The organism is Xanthomonas sp. JL1 (assembly GCF_038405005.1).
The window spans coordinates 1-21,275 of sequence record NZ_JBBYGR010000072.1; the positions used below are offsets into that span (position 1 = coordinate 1).

The 21,275-nt window shown below is 64.8% G+C and carries 18 protein-coding genes, 2 other RNA genes and 2 pseudogenes; 4 read left to right on the forward strand and 18 right to left on the reverse strand.

The genetic code is table 11. The features are described from left to right. Positions 1-145, reverse strand: a pseudogene (locus tag WJW29_RS16250) (IS630 family transposase); the annotation flags it as partial. Between the two features lie 41 nt (positions 146-186). Next, entirely contained in the window at positions 187-1,026 is an 840-nt protein-coding gene (locus tag WJW29_RS16255) for a glycosyltransferase family 2 protein (RefSeq protein ID WP_011407652.1), read from the reverse strand. 610 nt (positions 1,027-1,636) lie between these two features. On the opposite strand from WJW29_RS16255, the gene WJW29_RS16260 reads away from it, so the two are divergent. Both WJW29_RS16260 and WJW29_RS16265 read left to right on the forward strand, forming a co-directional pair. After that, entirely contained in the window at positions 1,637-2,794 is a 1,158-nt protein-coding gene (locus WJW29_RS16260) for a phosphotransferase (protein ID WP_011407650.1), read from the forward strand. Between the two features lie 35 nt (positions 2,795-2,829). Further along, positions 2,830-4,992, forward strand: coding sequence for a TonB-dependent receptor (locus WJW29_RS16265; RefSeq protein WP_011407649.1), 2,163 nt, complete (start codon positions 2,830-2,832; stop codon positions 4,990-4,992). A 189-nt stretch (positions 4,993-5,181) separates the two neighbouring features. On the opposite strand, the gene WJW29_RS16270 is transcribed toward WJW29_RS16265, so the two are convergent. Beyond that, a non-coding RNA gene (locus tag WJW29_RS16270) (sX9 sRNA) lies at positions 5,182-5,253 on the reverse strand. A gap of 114 nt (positions 5,254-5,367) precedes the next feature. Here WJW29_RS16270 and pnuC point away from each other — a divergent pair. Together pnuC and WJW29_RS16280 are read left to right on the forward strand one after the other, a co-directional pair. After that, positions 5,368-5,943, forward strand: coding sequence for a nicotinamide riboside transporter PnuC (gene pnuC / locus WJW29_RS16275; RefSeq protein ID WP_011407648.1), 576 nt, complete (start codon positions 5,368-5,370; stop codon positions 5,941-5,943). Between the two features lie 105 nt (positions 5,944-6,048). After that, the gene (locus tag WJW29_RS16280) at positions 6,049-6,777 is read left to right on the forward strand and encodes a UTRA domain-containing protein (protein WP_011257733.1); all 729 of its coding nucleotides are present in this window, start codon (positions 6,049-6,051) and stop codon (positions 6,775-6,777) included. 283 nt (positions 6,778-7,060) lie between these two features. Here WJW29_RS16280 and WJW29_RS16285 read toward each other — a convergent pair. From WJW29_RS16285 to WJW29_RS16355, 15 genes and pseudogenes are all read right to left on the reverse strand, one after another. Next, a non-coding RNA gene (locus tag WJW29_RS16285) (sX9 sRNA) lies at positions 7,061-7,140 on the reverse strand. 60 nt (positions 7,141-7,200) lie between these two features. Next, positions 7,201-8,040, reverse strand: a complete 840-nt coding sequence (locus WJW29_RS16290) for a hypothetical protein (RefSeq protein ID WP_011257732.1) — start codon at positions 8,038-8,040, stop codon at positions 7,201-7,203. Then, positions 8,037-10,349: a type II secretion system secretin GspD gene (gene gspD / locus WJW29_RS16295; protein ID WP_011257731.1), complete on the reverse strand. Its 2,313-nt coding sequence runs from the start codon at positions 10,347-10,349 to the stop codon at positions 8,037-8,039. The genes WJW29_RS16290 and gspD overlap by 4 nt, the downstream gene beginning before the upstream one ends. After that, on the reverse strand, positions 10,346-11,161 hold the full coding sequence (xpsN, locus tag WJW29_RS16300) for a type II secretion system protein XpsN (RefSeq protein ID WP_011257730.1): 816 nt from the start codon (positions 11,159-11,161) through the stop codon (positions 10,346-10,348). Before xpsN ends, gspD begins: the two co-directional genes overlap by 4 nt. Next, complete coding sequence (gene gspM, locus WJW29_RS16305; protein ID WP_011407646.1) at positions 11,151-11,804, reverse strand: type II secretion system protein GspM; 654 nt, start codon at positions 11,802-11,804, stop codon at positions 11,151-11,153. Before gspM ends, xpsN begins: the two co-directional genes overlap by 11 nt. Further along, a complete protein-coding gene (locus tag WJW29_RS16310) occupies positions 11,788-12,909 on the reverse strand; it encodes a PilN domain-containing protein (RefSeq protein ID WP_011407645.1) in 1,122 nt (373 codons plus the stop codon). Before WJW29_RS16310 ends, gspM begins: the two co-directional genes overlap by 17 nt. Continuing rightward, positions 12,906-13,757, reverse strand: coding sequence for a type II secretion system protein GspK (locus WJW29_RS16315; protein WP_011407644.1), 852 nt, complete (start codon positions 13,755-13,757; stop codon positions 12,906-12,908). Before WJW29_RS16315 ends, WJW29_RS16310 begins: the two co-directional genes overlap by 4 nt. Continuing rightward, complete coding sequence (locus WJW29_RS16320; RefSeq protein WP_011257726.1) at positions 13,754-14,389, reverse strand: type II secretion system protein J; 636 nt, start codon at positions 14,387-14,389, stop codon at positions 13,754-13,756. The genes WJW29_RS16315 and WJW29_RS16320 overlap by 4 nt, the downstream gene beginning before the upstream one ends. Then, entirely contained in the window at positions 14,386-14,802 is a 417-nt protein-coding gene (locus tag WJW29_RS16325) for a prepilin-type N-terminal cleavage/methylation domain-containing protein (protein WP_011257725.1), read from the reverse strand. Before WJW29_RS16325 ends, WJW29_RS16320 begins: the two co-directional genes overlap by 4 nt. Beyond that, positions 14,799-15,308, reverse strand: a complete 510-nt coding sequence (locus tag WJW29_RS16330) for a GspH/FimT family pseudopilin (RefSeq protein WP_011257724.1) — start codon at positions 15,306-15,308, stop codon at positions 14,799-14,801. The genes WJW29_RS16325 and WJW29_RS16330 overlap by 4 nt, the downstream gene beginning before the upstream one ends. A gap of 9 nt (positions 15,309-15,317) precedes the next feature. Next, entirely contained in the window at positions 15,318-15,749 is a 432-nt protein-coding gene (gene gspG / locus WJW29_RS16335) for a type II secretion system major pseudopilin GspG (RefSeq protein WP_011407642.1), read from the reverse strand. A gap of 267 nt (positions 15,750-16,016) precedes the next feature. Further along, entirely contained in the window at positions 16,017-17,234 is a 1,218-nt protein-coding gene (locus tag WJW29_RS16340) for a type II secretion system F family protein (protein WP_011257722.1), read from the reverse strand. Then, a complete protein-coding gene (locus WJW29_RS16345) occupies positions 17,234-17,413 on the reverse strand; it encodes a hypothetical protein (RefSeq protein WP_041181968.1) in 180 nt (59 codons plus the stop codon). Before WJW29_RS16345 ends, WJW29_RS16340 begins: the two co-directional genes overlap by 1 nt. Next, positions 17,410-19,137, reverse strand: a complete 1,728-nt coding sequence (gspE, locus tag WJW29_RS16350; RefSeq protein WP_012446069.1) for a type II secretion system ATPase GspE — start codon at positions 19,135-19,137, stop codon at positions 17,410-17,412. Before gspE ends, WJW29_RS16345 begins: the two co-directional genes overlap by 4 nt. A gap of 129 nt (positions 19,138-19,266) precedes the next feature. Then, a pseudogene (locus WJW29_RS16355) lies at positions 19,267-21,148 on the reverse strand (diffusible signal factor-reguated S8 family serine peptidase). Positions 21,149-21,275 lie beyond the last annotated feature (127 nt).

The window sequence follows — 21,275 nt, forward strand, 5'->3', positions numbered from 1 at the left end:
GCCCGAACGACGAGGCCACTTCGGCCGGCGATTCGCCTTCGCCCATCCGTTGCAACGCCATCAGGCGCATTTCTTCCAGCACTGCCCGCGATACCAAACGTCCGTCTCTCTTCTTCATGGATGGTTGGACAGCAGACACCGGCATTTGCTCCCTAATTTACTGACTTATGAGTAACGCACAGAAAGTCACTTCTTCTGCAACAAACGCGGCACCTGCGCAGCCGCATGGGTCCAGATCGCAAGCCAGACGCCGAGCTGCGTCATCAAGCCGCGGTGGCGAGCTTCGAACTTGCGGAAATAGCGCCACAATCCACGATGTTTGTGCCACTCCACGAAAAATGGCCGCGCGCGGCTGGAGACGCCGCGCACATGCACTACCTGCAGATCGTTGGCCACCGCAACCAGGGCACCGGCCTGGCGGGCACGCCGGCACAGGTCGAGGTCTTCGGCATGCAGGCGATAACTGCCGTCCCAGCCGTCCAGCCGGTCGAACAGGCTGCGCTGCATGAGCATCAACGCGCCGGAGATGGCGTCTACCGGCTGCAGGGCCCGCGACGGGTCGGCCGGCACCGTCAGATTGGCGGCAGCACGCGGCGCGCGCAGCATCGCCGCAAAATCCGGGTCGCGGCGGCGCACAGCCATATCCGGACGCCCTTGCTCATCCACCTGCTCCACTCCCAGCAGTACCGCCGGATGCCCCGCTGCGCGGTCGCATAGCTGCAGCAAGGTGTCGCGCGCGACCATCAAGTCGGGGTTGATAAAGACCAGCCAGGGCGCCTGCGAGTCGCGCGCGCCCTGATTGCACGCAGTGGCGAAACCGGGGTTATCGGGGTTGGCGATGAAATGCAGCCGCGCATCGGCCAGGGCATGACGCTGCACGACTTCCAGGGTGTCGTCGCTGGAAGCGTTGTCGACCACCCGGATCTCGCTGATGCCCTCGGCCGCGCGCAATCGCGACAGGCAGGCATCGATGGTGCTGCTGCTCTGATAGGTGACAACGACGGCGGCGATCTGGACGGCAGTCATCCGCCCATTATCCGGTGCCGGAGCGGCGCAGCGCCATCTCAAGTTCGCAGCTGCAAGCTACGCATCAGGCGTTGTCGCGGCTGCATTGCGTTGATATTCCCGGGCGGGCTGGACATTGCGCCACGCTCCTGCTTGCAGGCAGTCACTCGCGCCGTATGCGCTTGGCGGCATGGCGACCCATGCTGGCAAAGCGCATACTGCGCGTCGGGAGCCGCCGTGCGGTCTCCGTTTACGACATTTTGAGCGACCTGCAAAACGACTGCGCAGCCACCAGGCGGGCGCGGGCGGCACTCGATGCATGTAACGCGCGTACATCCGCTTCAGAGCACACCGCCCACACCCATCTGATCGCCAGTTGTTTTGCCAATCGCTTTTGGTGCACTCCCACACCTGATTGTTGAGATGACGGCTAGCGATCTTTCGGTTTCGCGCTGCCTTTTCATTCCCTGCATCGCCGCTGCCTGATGGCGGATGCGATGCGACGACGGCCTGGCAGCGCCGTTCTTGTCATTGCCGGCGCGAGTGCCGGGTCCGCCGCTTCGCCCCCTTTCCATTGGTCTATACCACTCACCGGGGCAGAGCGATCCGTGGGTCTGTCAGGAATCAGGCCATGAACGTGCCGCATCAGGTGCATGGCATGAGCCTGGAACTGGCGCTGCCGGACTGGCCGGTGCTCACCACCGATGAAATCCATCGCGTGCTGCATGGGTGTGCAGCCGCAGGCCGGCTCATTGCGGTGCGATGGCAGAGCGCGCGCCCGTTCTCGGCAGCAGCTTGCGTGGACGCTGAAAGCGGCCCGGTCATCGTCAAACGCCACCATCGCAGCGTGCGCAGCGTCGCCGCGCTGCGCGAGGAACACAACTTTATTGCCCATCTGCGCTGGGCCGGCGCGCCAGTGGCGGAGGTGCTGCACGACGCCCAGGGCTGCACCGCACTGACGTACGACGAGTGGGTGTACGAAGTGCAGCGCGTCGGCGCCGGGCGCGACCTCTACCGCGATGCATTGTCGTGGACACCGTTCACCGACGTGGCACATGCGCGGGCGGCCGGCGCTGCGTTGGCGCAACTGCACAGCGCCGCCCAGGGCTTCGATGCGCCGGTGCGCTCCACCAGCGTGCTGGTCGCCAACCTGCGGCTGTTTGCGCAGGCGGACCCGCTGCAGGCGTTGCACGATGCATTGCCAACGCGGCCGCACCTGGCAGCCGCCTTGCAATACCGCCCCTGGCAACACGATCTCGCCACCCATCTGCTGCCCTGGCATGCGCGCGCGTGGCCGCTGCTGTCTGCGCCGGGCGCGCTACCGCCGCTGTGGACGCATGGCGATTGGCACGCGTCCAACCTGCTGTGGGACACCGACGACGGGCACACCCGCGTCAGCGCCATCTTCGATTTCGGGTTGAGCGATTGCAGCAGCGCACTGTTCGATCTGGCGACCGCCATCGAGCGCAACCTCATCCCCTGGCTGCGCCTGGACACCGGCGCACGCGCGCAGGCCGAACTGGCACAGCTCGACGCGCTACTGGATGGCTATGCGCAGCATCGTCCACTGGATGCCAACCAGTTGCGCCGCCTGGCCGCACTGCTGCCGATCGTGCATGCCGACTTCGCCTTGAGCGAAATCGAATATTTCGCCGGCATCACACGTTCGCCCACCAACGCCGACATCGCCTATCACCGCTATTTGCTCGGCCATGCGGACTGGTTTACCAGCGCCGATGGCCAGCACCTGCTTGAGCATCTGCACGCGCGTGCGCGCCGGCTGCCGTGAGCGCCCTCATTTCTCTTTCCTGTCGAGCGTTGTCAATGTCTGCGACCTTCCCCCTGCTCTCCCGCTGCCCGCTCGCGCTGGTATTGGCGTTGTGCTGCACCCCTGCACTGGCGCAGCAGCAACCCGACGCCAATGCCGTCGAACTGGATGCGGTCAACGTGCGTGGCGAGCGCGTCGAGACCAGCACGGCATTGAGCGGATTCGGCGCAACCCGGCTGCTGGACGCACCCGCGTCGATCGCGCTCATCGATCGTCAGCAATTGCTCGATCGTCAGGCACGCGTGCTCAGTGAAGTCCTGCGTGCCGATGCTTCCGCTGGCGATGCGTATGCGCCCATTGGCTATTACGAAAACTTCGTGGTGCGCGGCTATTCGCTCAATGCCGCCAACAGCTACCGTATCAACGGCATGAGCGCGGTGGGCGAACAATCGATCGCGTTGGAAAACAAACAGCAGGTGCAACTCCTCAAGGGTCTGGCCGGGTTGCAGTCGGGCGTCAACGAACCGGCCGGGCTGATCGACTACCGCACCAAGCGGCCCGAGCACGTGCGCAGCGTGACCCTGGGCACCGACGAACAAGGCTCACGCTATCTCGCCGCCGATCTGGGCGACTGGTTCGGTGCCGAACGCACGCTGGGCGTGCGCATCAACGCCGCACGCGAAGACATCGACAGCGATGTCGATCATGCCGACGGCTACCGCAATTTCCTGTCGCTGGCCGGCGACTGGAAGATCACCCCGCAAGCGCTGTTGCAGCTGGACGTGGAATATCAGCATCGGCAACAGCGCTCGGTGCCGGGCTATCAACTGCTGGGTGGCACGCAGGTGCCGCGTGATATCGATGTGCATCGCCTGCTCGGCTACCAGCCGTGGGCACGTCCGGTGGAAATGGATTCGCTCAACGCGCAGTTCCGGTACGCCTACCAGTTCAACGACGACTGGCGCGCCACTGCCGACGCATCGCGCAGCCGCTCGACGATCAACGACTTCTCTGCGTTCGCCTGGGGCTGTTATGGCGCGGCAAGCTGCGCCGACTTCGCCACGCCGAACTTCTTCAGCGCGCAGGGCGAGTACGACGTCTACGATTACCGCAGCCCCGACGACACCCGCGTGCACAATCAACTGCGTGCCACGCTGGAAGGCCGTGTCGCTACCGGCGCGCTGGAACATCGCCTGAGCGTCGGCGGCGAATGGTTGCGCCGCACCATCGACCGTTTTGGCTCAGTCAACGCATTCGTCGGCAGCGGCAGCATCGACCGCGACCCGGAGGTGTTTGCGCAGACCGATGTGCCGCTGGCCCCAAAGCAGCGCCGACTGGATAGCCGCCAGCGCGCGCTCGTGTTGGCCGACCGCATCGGCCTGGGTGCGCAATGGGAACTGTCGCTTGGCGGGCGCTACGTGCAACTGGACGAACGCAGCTTCGATCGCGACGGCCTGCTGGAACGACGCATGCGCAAAGACACGGTGCTGCCGCAGGCGGCGCTGCTGTTCAAGCCGCAGCAGAACGTGTCGCTGTATGCCAGCTACGCCAAGAGCCTGGCGGCCGGCGGCACGGCGCCGTGGTTTGCCGATAACGCCGACGAGATCCTGCCGCCCACCAATGCATATCAGCTGGAAACCGGCGCAAAGATCGACCTGCAGAGCCTGCGCCTGGGCGCGGCATTGTTCGACATCCGTCAGGCCTATCAGTTCACCCAACCGCAGGCCGATGGCGGTCTGCTCTATGTGCAGCAGGGCCGCCTGCACAACCGCGGCCTGGAGCTGTCTGCCGACGGTGCAGCGACCCGGCAGCTGCGTCTGTTCGCCAGCATCGCAGCAATCCGCGCGCGTGCAGAAGACACCGACATTGCCGAGTATGAGGGCCATCAGGCGATCAACGTGCCCAAGCTGCGCGCCAGCGTGCAGGCCGATTACAGCGTGCCCGGCGTCGATGGACTGGCGCTGCTGGCCGGCGTGCAATACAGCGGGCGCAAGTTCGCCGACCGCCTCGGCAACGCCAGCGTGCCGGCCTACGCCGTGGCCAATCTGGGTGCGCGCTACGCCACGGCGCTGGGCGGGCTGGCGACCACCTGGCGTTTGAACGTGGACAACGTGTTCGATAAGCGCTATTGGCGCGATTCCGGCGAATATCAGGGCGATGCGTATCTGTTCCCCGGTGCGCCGCGCACTGCGCGGCTGACCGTGCAGGTGGATTTCTAGATCGCCATGGCATGCACTCGCTACATGCCTTCCCGTGCCTGCGCGGGAAGAACGCGCAAGTGATGCGCTGCTTGGCAGCGTCGGCCGCCGACGCATCCGCAAGATGCTGTGATCAGCGGCTTGTCACCTGCCTTGCTGGCATGTTGCGCGCCGTGCGTTTGCTGCACGCAGCATCCGGGTTCGAAGGGCGGCTACCAGGACCTAGCAAGCATTCGTCAGGCGGGTATGAACGGCGCTGCGGAACCGGAGTTTTTGCGAGATGTACGCCACACCGCGCACTGGACGCCCCTGCATGGCGACTGCGCAGTGGTTTTGTTAGCCGCCCTAAGTTGTCTTACGCATCTCCACCATAATCCACACCGCACCAGATCCCGTATGTCGCTGCTCGAATCCATCGCCGTCGCGATCAACCTGCTGGGCGTGTGGCTGACCGCGCGGCGCATTCGCTGGTGCTGGCCGGTGGGCATCGTGGCGGTGGCGTTGTACGCGTGGCTGTTCTATCAGTGGAAGCTGTACTCGGACATGCTGCTGCAAGGGGTCTATGTGCTGACCCAGCTCTACGGATGGTGGCACTGGCAACGCGGAAGCCCTGCAGACACGCGCATCCGCCCGCTGCCGATGCCGGTGATGGAATGCTGGCTCTCGCTGTGCATCGGCGCCGCGTTCGCTGCGTCACTCGGCGCCTACATGCATTACCGCACCGATGCGGCGCTGCCGTGGCTGGATGCGGCGCTTGCCAGTTTCAGCCTGGTGGCCAGCCTGTGGGCAGCACGCAAGCGTATCGCCAACTGGGTGTTGTGGATCGTACTCGACTGCGTTTATGTCGGCGTCTTCATCAGCAAGGGGCTGCACCCTACTGCCGCGCTCTACGCCGGCTTCGTGGCGCTTGCGGTGTACGGCTGGCGCAGCTGGAAAACCCAACAGAACCCGAACCTGGCTAGCGCACGCTGAGCCAGGCGCGTTTTGTGCACGCGTTCTTCTTTACCATCGCAACATGCACGCCTTCCACCTCATGGCATTGCCTAGATCCCGCGCCTTCCATCAACGGTTCGCCGCATGAGCGTGTCGCGCCAGCACACCATCACCGAAGCGATCTCCGCACAGATTGCAGCAGGCGAATGGGGTCAGGATCAACGCTTGCCGGTGGAACGCGCATTGGCCGAGCGGTTCGGCTGCACCCGCATCACGCTGCGCGAAGCCTTGCAACAACTTGAAGCCGAAGGCCGCATCTACCGCGAGAATCGTCGCGGCTGGTTCGTCAGCGCGTCGCGCGTGCGCTACGACCCCACCAGCATCGCCGGTTTCATGCAGTACGTGGCCGCGCAAGGGCGCAAGCCGCGCACCGAATTATTGAGCGCTACCAGACAGGTCGCGGGCGCTGCCTACGCTGCGGCATTGCGATTGGATAGCCCGTACGACGAGGTTTTCGTGCTGCAACGTCGGCGTTGGATCGATCGTCGCGCCGTGCTGCTGGAAACCAATGTGGTGCTCGCGGCCTGGGCGCCGGGCCTGCTCGAACACGATCTGGCCGGGTCGCTGTCGACGGTGTTCAACCAGCAACTCGGCCTGTTTCTCAGCCGCGCGCAACTGTCGATGCACCCGGCCGGTTTGGACGCAGCACAGGCGATGCTGCTGCAGTCCGCTCCCGGCACGCCGTGCTTCCGTCTGCAGCGGATCAGCTTTGCCGAAGATGGCCGCGCGGTGGAACTGGATATCGAATCCTGGCGTCATGACGCAGTGGATGTGGTGGTGCGGACAGAGGCACCGACGCGGTCGGCGCTGTAGCGACGGGAATCGGGAATCGGGAATCGGGAATCGGGAATCGATTAAGAGCATGCCTCGCCGTCATCTTGGTTGCGGGTGCGGCGCCTCATTACAGACTCATTGCAACTGTCGCGATGGATGCGGGTGGTGTGCTCGGAGCAGAGCGCACAGGTGGCACCTGCAGTGGCTGGCAGCGGCTGCACACGGATGCCGACTGTGCGGTGGTGTTTCGGTCGCTTGATCAAGTGCATCACTGTGTCGATCCGAGGACCCTGCGAAGCACGGTCGCGAGACGACCAAGAGCCGCTAACAACAAGACGTGGCGGGCAGCCGTCAGGTGGCCGTAGCCGGCGCACGGGAAACCGCAGTGGACGAGTGGTGTACGCCGCACAACGCACCGGGCGCAAACATCTGGCTGTGCGCGAAATTGCGTTGTCAGCTGCTCTACGCGTCGAACAACGCGCGTTGCGGATCCGGTGGCGGCAGGTCGGCCAGTAAGTGGGTCAGCTGATCGCGCTGCGCACGCAGCGGGTCGTGCATCAGGAAGTTGGCCAAACGGGCATGCCAGGCCGGCCAGCGGGTAGCCAAGGCATCCATGTCGCCATCGGCCGGGCGGCCCTCGTGTGGCGAGGCGACGAAAGCGGTACCGCACAACACATTGCGCCAGCCCAGCCCGCCCATGCGCAGACTCAAATCCACCAGCGCGGCGTACCACGAACCATAGCTGCTGGCATCCAGGCCGCCGGCCTTGCGCCGTGCAGCGCCACGCAACAGCACCGCGTGCCCGATCGCCGATGGAAGTTCCGGATGCAGCGGCGGCATTGCGGCACAGGCAGCGGCAAGCCGCTCCGTTGCATCCGGCATGGGGTTGAGTTCGCCCAGCCGCGGCCAGCTGCAGGCTTCGCCCACATTGCTCCAAGGCGTGGCGGTGGCAATCGCGGCGTCGCGTGCGAAACATGCGGTCAGTTGCTGCAACCACCCAGGCAACGGGCGGGCATCCACTCCGAGCACCACCACGTCGGCATCGCCGCAAGCGATGAGCATTTCGTCCAGATGCGCGACCTCGCCCAGCATGCGCTGGCGACGGGTGTGATGCGCCTGCAATTGCGTGCGCACCAGCCAATGCTCGATTACTGCGCGCCCACGCGGGCCAGCTTGCGCATCGTCGGCCAGCCATACCCGCGTGCCTGCGGGTGTGGCGGCATCCAACGCCCCCAGACATGCATCCAACGCCTCCTCGTCGGTGCCGACCGGCACCAACACGACCGGCAGCGCTGCACTCATTGCGGTTTCTGGCTGGGCTTCAGCGGCTCCATGGCCTTGAATTTCTGACCATATTCGTCGGTGAGATTGCGCGCTTCCTGCGGGTTGCGCACGATCGAGGGAGTGATCAGCACGATGACTTCGCGGCGGGCGCTGTTACGGCTCTTGGATCCAAACAGCGCGCCAACAACCGGTAGCTTGCTCAGGAAGGGAATTCCGTTACTGCCATCACTGGTCGTATCGTCGATCAGACCGGCCAACATGATCGTATCGCCGCTCTGCACGGCAGCTTCCGTCTTTACACGGCGCGTATTGATATCAACGTTACAAGCGGCGGCATTGACCGTCGCAGTAGCCGAAGTACAGGCAGCGGGACGATCACCAGGACTACTGACTTCCTGCACGATATCCAAGAACACCATGCCGTCCTTGGTCACACGCGGACGCACTTTCAGGATTACGCCAGTGTCGATGTACTGCACCGAGGAAAAGCTGCTGTCGCTTCCGAGACCGGTATTGATAGACGTCGAATTGATCGCAATACGTGAGCCAACATTCAGCGTTGCCTCGGCGTTGTTGCGTACAAAAACAGAAGGCGTTTGCAGAAGACGCACATTAGTCACCTCATCAAGTGCATGGATGATCGAGGCCGCATTCTTGCCCAAGAACGTCCACTGAGCGCCTTTTTCACCGGTGATTTTCCCAGCGATATCTCCCCAAATGTTTCTCCCTGCTGCGCTTGCCAAGCCGGCACCAGCGCCAATGCCGGTGCTATTGGCGGCCGAATCCGCTGCAGCATTCACCGAGTTCTCGAAGTACCAATTCACACCATACTGCAGCTTGCCAGTCAAATTCACCTCGGCCACCTGCGCTTCGATATGCACCTGCATCGGCATCACGTCGAGCTTTTCGATGACATCGCGGATCGAGCTCCAGGCCTGCGGCGTGGAGCGCACCAGCAAGGTATTGGTCTCGGCCACCGCCGATACACCCACCTTGTCGCCGGCCACATCCAGCGTCACCGCGCCGTTGCCATTGCTGCGCGGCGACAGCTGCAGGCTGCCGTTACCCAGACCACCACTGCTGCTGCCACCTCCACTGCTGCCGAAGCTGCTGCCCGACGAGCTGCCATCGCCGCTGTCGCCGATGCTGCCGCCGGTCATGCCGGAGCTGCCACCCATGCTGCTGTCGCGATTGCCGAGCGCGCCGCCAAGCACGCTGGTTTCCGACCCTGGCACCAGCGATGCATTGGAATCGCCGCCGCTGCTGTGGCCGCCGAACACTTCCGACAGACGATCCGCCAGGTCCTTGGCCTTGATGTACTTCAACTCGTACGAAAACAGCCGTACCCCGCCGCCGGCACTGTCGATACGGTCCAGCCACTGCTGGATCTGGTCCAGGTAGCGCGGCTGCGGAGTAATCACCAGCAAGGCATTGGCGTTTTCCAGCGGCATGAAGCGGAACATGCCGGCGCTGGGGGTCTTGCTCTGCTCGCCGAATACCTTCTCCAGATCGGCGCTGACCTTTTCGGCCTTGCCGGACTGGATCGGGAACACGCCCACCGACATGCCCGACAACCAGTCCACGTCGAAGATCTGCACGGTGCGCAGGTAGTTTTCCAGCTCGGCGCGGGTACCGCCCAGGGTGATCACGTTGCGCGCCGGGTCGGTACCGACGATGGCATTCGGGCGCGCATAGGGCTCGAGCACCTTCTTCATTTCGCTGGCCGAGATGTACTTCAGCGGCACCACGCGTACCTCGAAACCGCGCGCGGCCGAGGGCGAGGCGGTGCTGGGCGCGACGGTGCCGGCCAATGCCTGGTCGGCCGGCACGATGTTGTAGCGGCCACCGCTGAACACCATGCGGGCATTGTTCCAGCCCAGCACCATCTCCAGCAGGTTCAGCGCCTGCGCGGGCGAGACCGGATTGGGCGTGGCCAGGGTCACGGTGCCCTGCACGCCGGGCGCGATGACGTAGTTCTGACCAAGCATGTCGCCCAGGATGGCCTTGACCACGGCCTGCACCGATTCGCCTTCGAAATTGAAGGTAGCGCTGCCGCTGCTGGCCATGCCCAGCGTGGGCGCCGGCGCGGACGCGGCGCTCTGGTTGATCATGGTGCCGCTGCCGCGCCGGATCACCGGGCTGGGCTTGGCGCTGGCCTTACCGTCGGCACTCTGCTCGGCGGTGGTTTGAGTGGCGCCGGCAGCGCCGACGTTCGGATCCAAGCGCGCGTCGCGGCGCACGTCCGGCGGCGGAGTGGTGGCGCAACCGGCCAGCAGGCCAATCAGCAGGGATACGGGAAACAGGCGCGGCGTCATGCGTTCACTCATTGGGTCTGACCGGGGGGAGAGCCGCTCTGGCGCTGCTGTTGCAGCTGGCGGCGTCGGGCTTCGATGCGTTCGCGGATGGCACGCATCTGATCGTCGGAGGGGCGTGGAGCTTCCTGCGCGCCATCGCTACGCTGCGGCTGCACGGTTGGCAGTGCCTGCCAGCCGGGCTGTTGCACCGGCGGCACGGATTGCGGTTGCGGTTGCGGTTGCGGTTGTTGCTGTTGCGGCGGCGGCACGGCAACTGCCGCAGCGTCGGGAGACGGCACCGGCGCAGTCGCAGTACCGGCACCACGTGCGGCGGCATTGGCAGTGGGCGGCTGCCCGCCCTGGCCGTTGAACACGTGCAATTCCAGCGTTTGCGTGCCGCTGGGGCCTTCGATGGTGGCGCTACGCGGCTGCAAGGCGAGCAGGCGCCAGCCTTTGACCGCATCACCGCCCAGTTGCACGCGCACCGAATCCTGTGGGTCCAGGCTCAACGTCGCCATCTTGAAGGTATCGGTCAGCAGCACGCCGGTCAGGCGCACTGTCGAAGCAGCGCCGCTGCCGTCGTTGCCGGACAGGAAGAACGGATGCGGCAGGCGGTCTTCGGCGAACGCCGGATGCGCGGCGATTTCCGAATATTTTTCGAACGCGCCCAGGCGCTCCGGTGCCGGTGCCGGTAACGTGGGCAGGCGCTGCACCAAGGCCGGGTCGTCGGGCAGCAGCTCGACGCGCTTGCCCAGGCCGGCAACGGCCAGCGCGCACACCAGCATCGCCCACCCGACCACGGTGGCCAGCAACCAGGTGCGCAGGCCGATCATGTCAAGGCGCATTGCTGGCCTCCGCGGCGTTGGGAGCGGCAGGTGCGGTTTCGTTATTCAGCGGTGCGGCGCTGGCGCCCGGGCGCAGATAACCGGCCAGTTCGAAGGCAATATCCAGACCATTGCCGCTTTCGTTCGGCGAGAGCTGGTAGCGCTGCGCCATCACGTTGAGGTTGTCCACGAACAACCGCGGCGTGCCGTTTTCCAGGCTGTACAGCACCGAAGCCAGTTCTGGCGTGCCGCAGCGCAAACGCACTTGCACCGCCACGCGGGTGAAGCGGTTCTTGCTCTCGGGCTGCAGCGGCGAACGGTTGCTGATGGCGCAACTGCGGTTACCGGGGCTGGCTTCCACAACCGCGCGCTCGAGGCGCTGCACCAGCCCAGCGGAGGCGAGTTCGGCCGAGGTTTCCGGCAAAAAGCCTGGGCGGCTTTCCAGCGTCTGACGCGCCTGCCGCAGCCGCTTGCTGACTTCCGTTGCCTGCTGCAGCTGCACACGCACGCGCAGTTCGCGCTCGCGTAGCGCTTGCAGGTCGTCCTGCACCGCAATCATCGGTTGCGTGAACCACGGGTGCACCAGCACCAGGTAGGCCACGCCGAGCACCAGCAACAGCAGGCCCAAAGCGATCCAGCGATCGCGCTTAACGCTGCGTGGCATCGGCCGCCTCCTTCGCATCGGGGCCGGCAAGTTCGGCGGTGATGGTGAAGCGGTCGACGTTACGGCCGGCATCGCTCTGCAGCACGCCGGTCAGCGATGGCGTGCGCCACAGCGGCGAGCCTTCCAGACGACGCACCAGCGAAGAAGCTTCATTGCTCAATCCGATCAACTGCAATTGCCCGCCTTCGACTGAAAATTTTTCCAGATAGGTGCCACCGGGCAAACGCCGGCTCAGTTCGTCCCAGATCTCCACCGAGGTCGGGCGGGTCGCGCGTTGTTGCTGGAAGAACCGCGCGCCTTCAACCAGATCCATCAATTGCTGGCGTTCGGCAGCGACCTGGCGCGCGCGCGCGGCGTTGGCCTGCACCTTGGCGCGCAGATCGTCGGCGGCCTGGCGGCGATTGTCGAGCAGCAGCCAGCCGGCCACCGCCAGCAAGACCAGCGCTGAAGCGGCAAGCAGCAGATTCCAGCGCTGCATCGGGTCGCTGCGGCGCAGGCGGCGTGCCGGCGGCAGCAGGTTCACACCAAGTGGCAGGCCTTTCGCATCGGTGACATCGATGCCCGACAGCGCGCTGTTCCATGCGTCCGGCACACCGGCCGGGCCATCGATCATGCGCCGCGGCACCACCACCAGTTCGGCATCGAACTGGCCGTCTTCGCGCACGTCAAGCACGCGCGCATCGAAATACACCTGGTCGGCGGTGAACGGGGTTTGCCGATCGATCTCGAAACGCGCCACATCCTGCAACCGCGCCGCGGCCGCGGCAGGCAGGCGCAATGGCCGGCGCAGCGCGTGCGCGGCCGGCAACAGCCAATGCCGCGGCAGGCTTTCCAGCGCAGTCGGCAGCAAGCTATTCACTTCCTGCGGATGGACCGGCCACGGCAGACTGGCGACGCTGTCGCAGCTATGGTCGCGCTGGCGCAGCAACTGCAGCGCGTCGCCGTCCTGTTGCAACAACAGGCGTGCCTGCGACAAACCCAATTGCCATTGCCACCGCTGCGGCAGCCAGGCCAGCAGCGATTGTTGCCACCAACGCCAGAACCCTCCGGCTCCCGGCATGGCGCGTACGCCGATACGACCCAAGGTATCCCGCCATGCGGTCATTGCACTGCTGCTCCCTCTTCCCAACGCAACACGGTATAGGCCGACCCTGGTAATGCGGACGCGCCGGTCGACACCAACGCCCGCAACACAGCCTCGCGTCCCTGACTCAGTCGCGCCCGGCTCTCGATACTATAAGTGCCCGAGCCACCGATCGTCGCGTCGCTGCCCGGCAAACCCAGCGGCGCGTCACGCTGGGCCAGCAGTTGCTGCGCGTCCAGCCCCATCGCGGTGAGCACCGGGGCCGGCGCAAAACGCGCTTCAGGCCGCGAACGACCGCTGTACAGCGTGACGTTGGGCAACAGCTTGCGATACAGCTCGCCATCGATGCCCAGCACCAGGCGCAGTTCGCCCAGCGTTTCGAATGGGCTGTCTTTTGCGCCATACGGCAGACCGGCATCGGCGTAATCGCGATCTTCTGCGCCACCGCCGGGCTGGCTCAATGAATCGGTATCGCGCCAATCGACAATGGCACCGGCAATCCGGGTGGCGCTGGACTGGTCGCCACCGACCGCGCGCACCAGACCGGCCAGCAAGCCGGGCTCGGCCATGTTCAGATCCACCTTGCCGCTTTCATCGGTGATACGAATCTCCACGCTGGCATCGTCCATTTGCCAGCGATAGCGCCGGCCGTCTGGACGCCAGCGTGCCTGGGTGTCGGCGTCTTGCAAGCGAAACAATGCGTATTCCAGGCCAGCGCGCGCGTATTCCTGCGCCTGCGCGCCGTTGCGCAGCATGCTGCCCTGCAGTGCTTCCACGCGTGCAGTGAGCGCGAACGCACCGATCATCGCGGTGAGCAACGCGATCAACCACAACACCAGCACCAGCGCGGCACCGCGCGCGCGGCTCATTGCCCGGCCCCCGGGTTGCTGGATTGCGGCAACGCCACCACCATCGGCGGCCATGCGGCATCGTCACTGCGGATCTCGATGCGCACCATCAACGGCAAGCGGTCGTGCCATTCCCACTGCGGCAGCCACGCGCTCAGCCGGCTGGTTTGGGGATCCATACCGCGATAACGGAAATTCACCTGTTGCACGCCTTCGGCAAGTTTTTCCGGCGGCAGCGGGCTACTCTCTTCGATCGTCTTGCCGGATTGCAGCATGGTCAACGCAATCAGCAGGTTGCGCTGATCGCCATCGCCGGCCACCGACAGGTCGTGCAGATACGGCCCGCCGCGGCCAAGATAATCCGGTACGTCTGCGGCAAAGCGCAGGCGCTGCGGCTCGCCGATGAACAGGATCGGCTGCTGGCTTTGCGTATCGATGCCCATGGCGATCGGCAATGCCGCAGCCAAGCGCTGCCGCAGGAATTCTTCCACCGCACGCACCCGCTCGCTGCGTTGTGCGATCGCTTCGCCGCGCTGACTCACCGCACTGGCCGAGCGCAAGGTGGCAAACGCCAACGCCAGCCCACCGACCAACAACATCGTGGCCAGCAACACTTCGATCAAGGTGAAGCCCGCGCTGCGCGAACGGCTCATGACGGGTTGCCCTGCGCGCTGGCGGCCACCAGCCGCAAGGTGCGCCATTGCAGCATCTGATTGGGCTGCTCGCCCCAACGCACGACCAAGGTCAGTTGCAGCAGACGATGCGCGCCGGGCGATAGCGGCGCCTGCAGGTTGCGCCGCGGTTCGTCGTAAGGGCGCACATCCATCGACCAGCGAAAGTGGCCGTTCTCGAAGGTGCCTTGTTGCTGCGCGGGCTCCAGCGGCTTTTCGATGCCTTGCACCGCCAGCAGCGATTGCGCGTGCAACGTGGCGCGCGTGCTTTCATCGGCTGCGCGCACCTGGCGTGCGGCGCCGGACAACGACCCCAGCAACAGGCTCAATGCCAAGGCCAACAACGCAAAGGCGACGATCACTTCGATCAAGGTGTAACCGCGCTGACACTTCATGGCGATGGCGTCCGCAAGGGGCCCGAACGCACCTCGCCGGTGATCCAGCCCACGTCGACACGCCATCTGGCGTCCTTGACCTGCAAATCGATGCGCCCGCCGGTAGATGCGCCATCCGGGAAAAACTGGATCGCGCCCTGATCCTGCCGCGACTGCACCTGGCGCGCGCCAGTGAACCGGATCTCCAGCGACGGCGGCAGATCGCCATGATGGCCGCCGGGTGCTTCCCAGCGACGCTGCTGCGGGTCGATCAAGAACCGCTGCGGCGTGCCGGTGGCAATCGCCTGGGTGCGCGTATAGCGCAGTTGCGAGGCGATCGCCTTGCCGGCGGTGCGCAGGCGCATGCCGTCGATGCCGCCGTTCAGTGCCGCAGCGGCGAGCACGCCGGCCATTGCGATCAACGCGATGACCAGCAGCATCTCCAGCAACGAGGTGCCACGCGTGCGTGCCCGACCAGGGCCGCCCCCTCCATGCGGATGAAACAACGGCTGACACGCAACGCGCATGACGAGAGCTTATTGGTACTTGATGTCTGCGTCGTAACTGCTGCCACCGGGCTTGCCGTCCTTGCCCAGGCTCATCAGGTCGAACGGCTGACCGTCGCCGGGCACGCGGTATTCGATGGCGTGGCCCCATGGGTCGTTGAGTTCGGCCGGCTTGGCGTAAGGCCCCAACCAACCGCTGCTGTCGCCGGGCTGGGTGACCAGGTCATCGAGCTTGCTCGGCAACTTGCCGGTATCGAGCTGAAAATTCTCGATCTTGCCGGCCAGGGTCTGGATCTGCGACTTGGCCAAATTGGCCTTGCCGCGATCGGCGCCGCCGAGCACGCGACTGCCGACCAGCGTGAGGACCGCACCGATCAGCACGATGACGATGATGATTTCCAGCAAGCTCATGCCGGCCTGGCCTGCGCGCGACGGACTGCGGGTAATGGAACGCTTGATCATGAACGATTTCCTTGCACGTCGATGAAGGATGCCGCCGCCAACAAATGACACGGCGACCATTGCAATGGTTCCCGCATGGGTGTCGTGCGGTCACCGGAACGTTGTGGTGAATACGCTGCCCGGTCAAGACGACTGGCACAGCGCCGCGCGCGCTTGGCCGTTGGGCCCGGCGCGCGCGCAGGAGATGCAGTGTACGAGCGGTCCAGGCCGATTCCGAGCGCCGGCTGCGTTCGCCTGATGGCTGCACCGGTGCAGTGACCTCCGCTCTCAGCCGATTGCATTGGTGAGGTCATACAGCGGGACGAGTACTGAAATGATGACAAGCCCCACCACCGAGGCCAGCACCAGCGTGATGAACGGCACCAGCGCAGCCAGTGCGCGGTCGATGGCCTGCGCGGTTTCCAGCTCGAAGGTGTCGGCGGTCTTGAGCAGCATCGTATCCAGTGCGCCGGATTCTTCGCCCACCTGAATCATCTGCAGCGCCAGTCGCGGAAAGCGCTTGCCGCGTGCCAGCGACATCGACAGGCCATGGCCGTTCTTGACGTCGTCGGCCGCGTTAGCGACATCCTCCACCAACGCCAGATTGGACATCACATTACGCGCGATGCCGATCGCCGCCAGCAGCGGCACGCCATTGCGCAGCAAGGTGCCCAACGTGCGTGTCAGGCGTGCGGTTTCCAGCCGCGCGATGAGGCTGCCGACCACTTTCTGGCGCAGCAGCCATTCGTCCAGCGACGCACGGAATGCGGCATTGCGACGCTTGCGATCCAGCCACAGCCCCAGTACGCCCGGCACCACGATCAGCACCAGCCACCAGTCGCGCACCAGCAGGCCAACGCTCAACACCGCCTGGGTAAACCACGGCAGTGCCACATCCAGGCTTTCGTACATCTGCGCAAATTGCGGCACCACATAACCGAGCAGGAACAGCAGCGCGCAGCCCACCACCGCGAGCAGGATCGCCGGGTAGATCAACGCGTTGATCACCTTGCCCCGGAGCGCACGGCTGCGCTCCAGATAATCGGCCAGCCGTTGCAGCGTGTCCTGCATGCTGCCGCCGGCTTCGCCCGCGCGCACCATGTTGATGTACAGCTTGGAAAACAGCCCGTGCTGGCGCTCGAGTGCGGACGACAATGGCGCACCGCCGCGCACGGTATCGCGCACATCGCCGATCACCCGCCGGCTTTTTTCGTCTTCGGGCAGATCCATCAGAATCGACAGCGCGCGATCCAGCGGCTGCCCGGCCCCGATCAACGTCGCCAGTTGCTGGGTAAATTGCACCAGTGCCGCGTTATCGAACGGCTTCTTGCGCAACAACATGCGCAGCGATGGCGAATCGTTTTCGCCGGTGGCCAGGCGCGTTTCCACCGGCAGATGGCCCTGTTCCTGCAGACGCAACGCCACCTCGGCGTCGCTGGCCGCTTCCATCTGGCCGTCGAGCATTTCGCCGTGCGCGTCCAGGGCTTTGTAGCGGTAGAGAGGCATCAGACGGTGGGGCCGGGAATCGGGAATCGGGACTTGGGAATGGGCAACAGCGCATCGCAGCGCACTGCCGACATCGCGCACGCATCGCTGTCCACGCACAGCGAAGCCGGCGGATTGATGTGCTGGCGGGTCGTTGGTCCGGTGCCTGCAAAGCGCGTTCCTGCCAGCTTACCGATCACGCATCCTCCGTGACGCGCAGGACTTCTTCGATGGTGGTTTCGCCACGCAAGGCCTTGGACAAGCCATCCTCGTACATGGTGCGCATGCCGGCCTGGCGGGCCAGTTGTTCGATCTCGCCCATGCCGGCGCGGCGCATCACCGCGCGGCGCAATTCGTCGTTCATCACCAGGAATTCGACGATGGTGGTGCGGCCCAGATAACCGGTGGGTGCGGTGGCCGAGGGACGCGGCCGATACAGGAAAATCTCGCCCTCGGGCTGCAGACGGCGCAGATTGAAGCGTTCGATCTCTTCGGGCGATGCGGCGTAGCGTTCGGCATTGGCCAGATCGAGTTTGCGCACCAGCCGTTGCGCCAGGATGCCGTTAATGGTGGAGGTGAGCAGGTAATCCTCCACGCCCATGTCGAGCAGACGGGTGATGCCGCCGGCTGCGTTATTGGTGTGCAGCGTGGACAGCACCAAATGGCCGGTGAGCGCGGACTGGATCGCGATGCGCGCGGTTTCCAGATCGCGCATTTCGCCGATCATGATGATGTCCGGATCCTGACGCACGATGCTGCGTAGGGCGTTGGCGAAATCCAGCCCGATCTGCGGCTTGGCCTGGATCTGGTTGATGCCTTCGATCTGGTATTCCACCGGGTCTTCGACGGTGATGATTTTTACGTCGGAGGTGTTGAGCTGGCTCAACGCGGTGTACAGCGTGGTAGTCTTGCCCGAACCGGTGGGACCGGTGACCAGCATGATGCCGTGCGGTTGTTCCAGCACCTTGCGGAACTGCGGCAAAAACGCTTCGGTAAAGCCGAGCTTGTAGAAGTCGAACACCACCGTTTCGCGATCGAGCAGACGCATCACCACGCTTTCGCCATGCGCGGTGGGCACGGTGCTGACGCGCAGATCCAGCTCCTTGCCCTGCACGCGCAACATGATGCGGCCGTCCTGCGGCAGGCGGCGTTCGGCGATATTGAGCTTGGCCATGATCTTGATGCGGCTGATCACTGCGGCAGTGAGCTTGGCCGGCGGGCTTTCGCCTTCCACCAGCACGCCGTCGACGCGGTAACGCACCTTGAGCCGGCTTTCGAACGGCTCGATATGGATGTCGGAGGCACGCAGTTCCACCGCGTGCTGGATCACCAGATTCACCAGCCGGATCACTGGGGCTTCGGAGGCCAGATCGCGCAGCGCTTCGATGTCGTCGCTGCTGTTGGCATCGCCATCGGCGGTTTCGACGATGGTGCCCATCGCACTACGGCCCTGGCCGTACCAGCGCTCGATCAGATCGTCGATTTCCGAGCGCAAGCCAACCTGCAACAGCAGCGTGCAGCCCGTGGCAAGACGCACTGCATCGATGGCGTAATCGTCGTAGGGATCGGCGATCCACAGCTCCAGCCGGCCAGCGCGTTCGCCAACCGGGCAGAGATGAAATTGTTTGAGAAAGCGCAGCGACAGACTCTGCACTTCAGACAGCATTTCCGGCGGGGTGTCGCCAAGCTGGCGTACATCCACCAACGGCAGGCCGAGCACCTCGGCGCACGTTTCTGCATGATCGCGTTCGGACACCAGACCCAGGCGGCCGAGCAAGGTGAGCAAGCCCATGCCGGATTCGGTCTGCAATTGGCGCGCCCGCAGCAGATCGGTGTCTTTCAGACGACGGCGTTCAAGCAGCGCATCGACGATGCGCATTTCCGCATTTCGATGCTCGATAGGATCGACGGCAACCGCGTTCACACTCGTCTCCACTGGTCCGGCGCCGACTGTAGCAGTTTGCCGGGACGATCAACCGCACGCATCTGAATCGCCTTGAAAAGCAATGCCCCCGGTGATTGGCAGGGGGCATCGGCCACACTATTTCGCTACTTACTGTCGTGCAACGAGCGTCAGCTTCGCGTAGCTCGCCGCACAGACCAACTTGATGTAGTATGTGCCAGCCTTGGGTGCAGTGAAACGCACGGTTTCGCTGTTGCCCGGGCGGGTCGACTTGGCGTCGTAGCTGGTCGTGCTGGGCTCGGCCCCAAAGCTGACGTACATCGACACATCGCCGGTGCCGCCGTAGGTGATGAAGCTGAGCAAAGCACCGGCCTTGGCGTCGAAGCGGTACAGCGTGGAGCTGCCGGCGGCGCCGCTCAGTCCAGCCACCGGTGCCTTGTTGGTCAGTTCGATAGCGCTCGGTGCGCAGCTCTGGGTGGCCGGGTCGCACGGCTCTTCCAACACCGCTTTCAACGCGGCCTTGGCATCGACGATGCCGCTACCGATCGGGGTGCTGGCCGGCGGGGTCACCGGGAAGCGACGGCTGGTCTTCTTGAGCAGCGCTTCGACCGCAGCCGGGGTCAGCGGGCCTTTGCCCAGACCGATCGCCGCGCTCTGCACCAACGCCACGACGCCAGCCACGTGCGGGGAGGCCATCGAGGTGCCGCCTAAAGCTATATAGGGATAGCGATCCGAGGTCGGCGGGTGGCACCGGTGTAGCCGGCCTGCCAGATGTAACCGCCCGGATTGCCATCCACGCTACCACCGCCGCCCGGGCCGGACAGGTCGACCTTGCTGCCGTAGTTGGAGTAATAGGTGACGCCGCCGGTGATGCGCGTGGCGCCAACGGTGATGGTGTTATTGCAGCTGGCCGGCGAGTGGTTGGCTGCGTCGTCGCCGTCGTTACCGGCCGCGACCACCACGGTGGTGCCACGCGATACGGCGCCATTGATCGCCAGCTGGGTGGCCGAATCGCAGGGACCGCCGCCGCCCAGGCTTATGTTGATGACTTCAGAGGGTTGGTGTTGGCCGGCACGCCTTCAACGGTGCCGCCGGAAGCCCACACGATCGCATCGGCGATGTCGGAGCTGTAACCGCCGCAACGGCCAACCACGCGCACCGGCAGGATGCTCGCCTTCGGCGCCACGCCAGCCATGCCCAAGCCGTTATTGGTCGCTTCGGCCACGGTGCTAGAGACATGGGTGCCGTGGCAGGTGCTTGCCTGCGCTGTCGACCCGATTTAGCACACGTTGTCGGCCTCCTGCCAGTCGCCGTAATCGAGTGCGCCCGGCACGCGCGCATCGGTAGGACGACGCGAGACTTCAGCGTCGGTGATGAAGTCATAGCCCTGCAGGATGTTGCCGGCGAAATCCGGATGGCCCGGCAGGATGTCGGTATCCAGCACCGCCACCACCACGCCGGCGCCCTGCGACAGATCCCACGCGCCCGGCGCATTGATGCCGCCGTGGGGATTGCTCGGGTGCCACTGGTGCTGCGCGTACAACGGTTCGTTGGGAACAAGGTGCGGGCTCACATCGGCGGCGGCAACGCGCTTGCTGATGTCAATCGGGCGCAGCATGCGGTCGATCTGCACGTCGGCCACGGACGGGTCGTTCTTCAGCTCAACCACCACCTTGTCCACCTGCGCGGCGGTCAGCGTGCTGGACAGCTTGATCAGGTCCGAGCCAATGCCCAGCTTACGCACGTAAATCGCCTTGGCGACGGCAGCGCTGCTACGCGCACTGGTGCTGCCACCAACGCGGCCCACCGCGGCCTGCACGGCGATCAGCTTGCTGCTGCGATCGGTTGCAGCAGCGGTGTTGTCCTTGTAACGCACGATCAACCGGCTACCGAACGCTGCGCCGGCCGGGGCTGCCTGGGTCGGTTCCTTGACCAGCAGTTTGGGGGCGGCAGCGAGGGCGCCAGACGCACCAAAGGCCATCATCAGGATGGCGCCGGTCAGCGGGTTGAGACGGAAATTCTTGTCGATCACGGTGAAGTCGTCTTCGTATTTTTCGTGAATCAGGCTGGGAGCAGCCAGCGCAATCGCTGCGTCCCGCGGTGCCGTGCGCTGCGTCCTTGCCGGCCACCCCTGGTACAGCCATCACTCCATGCGAATC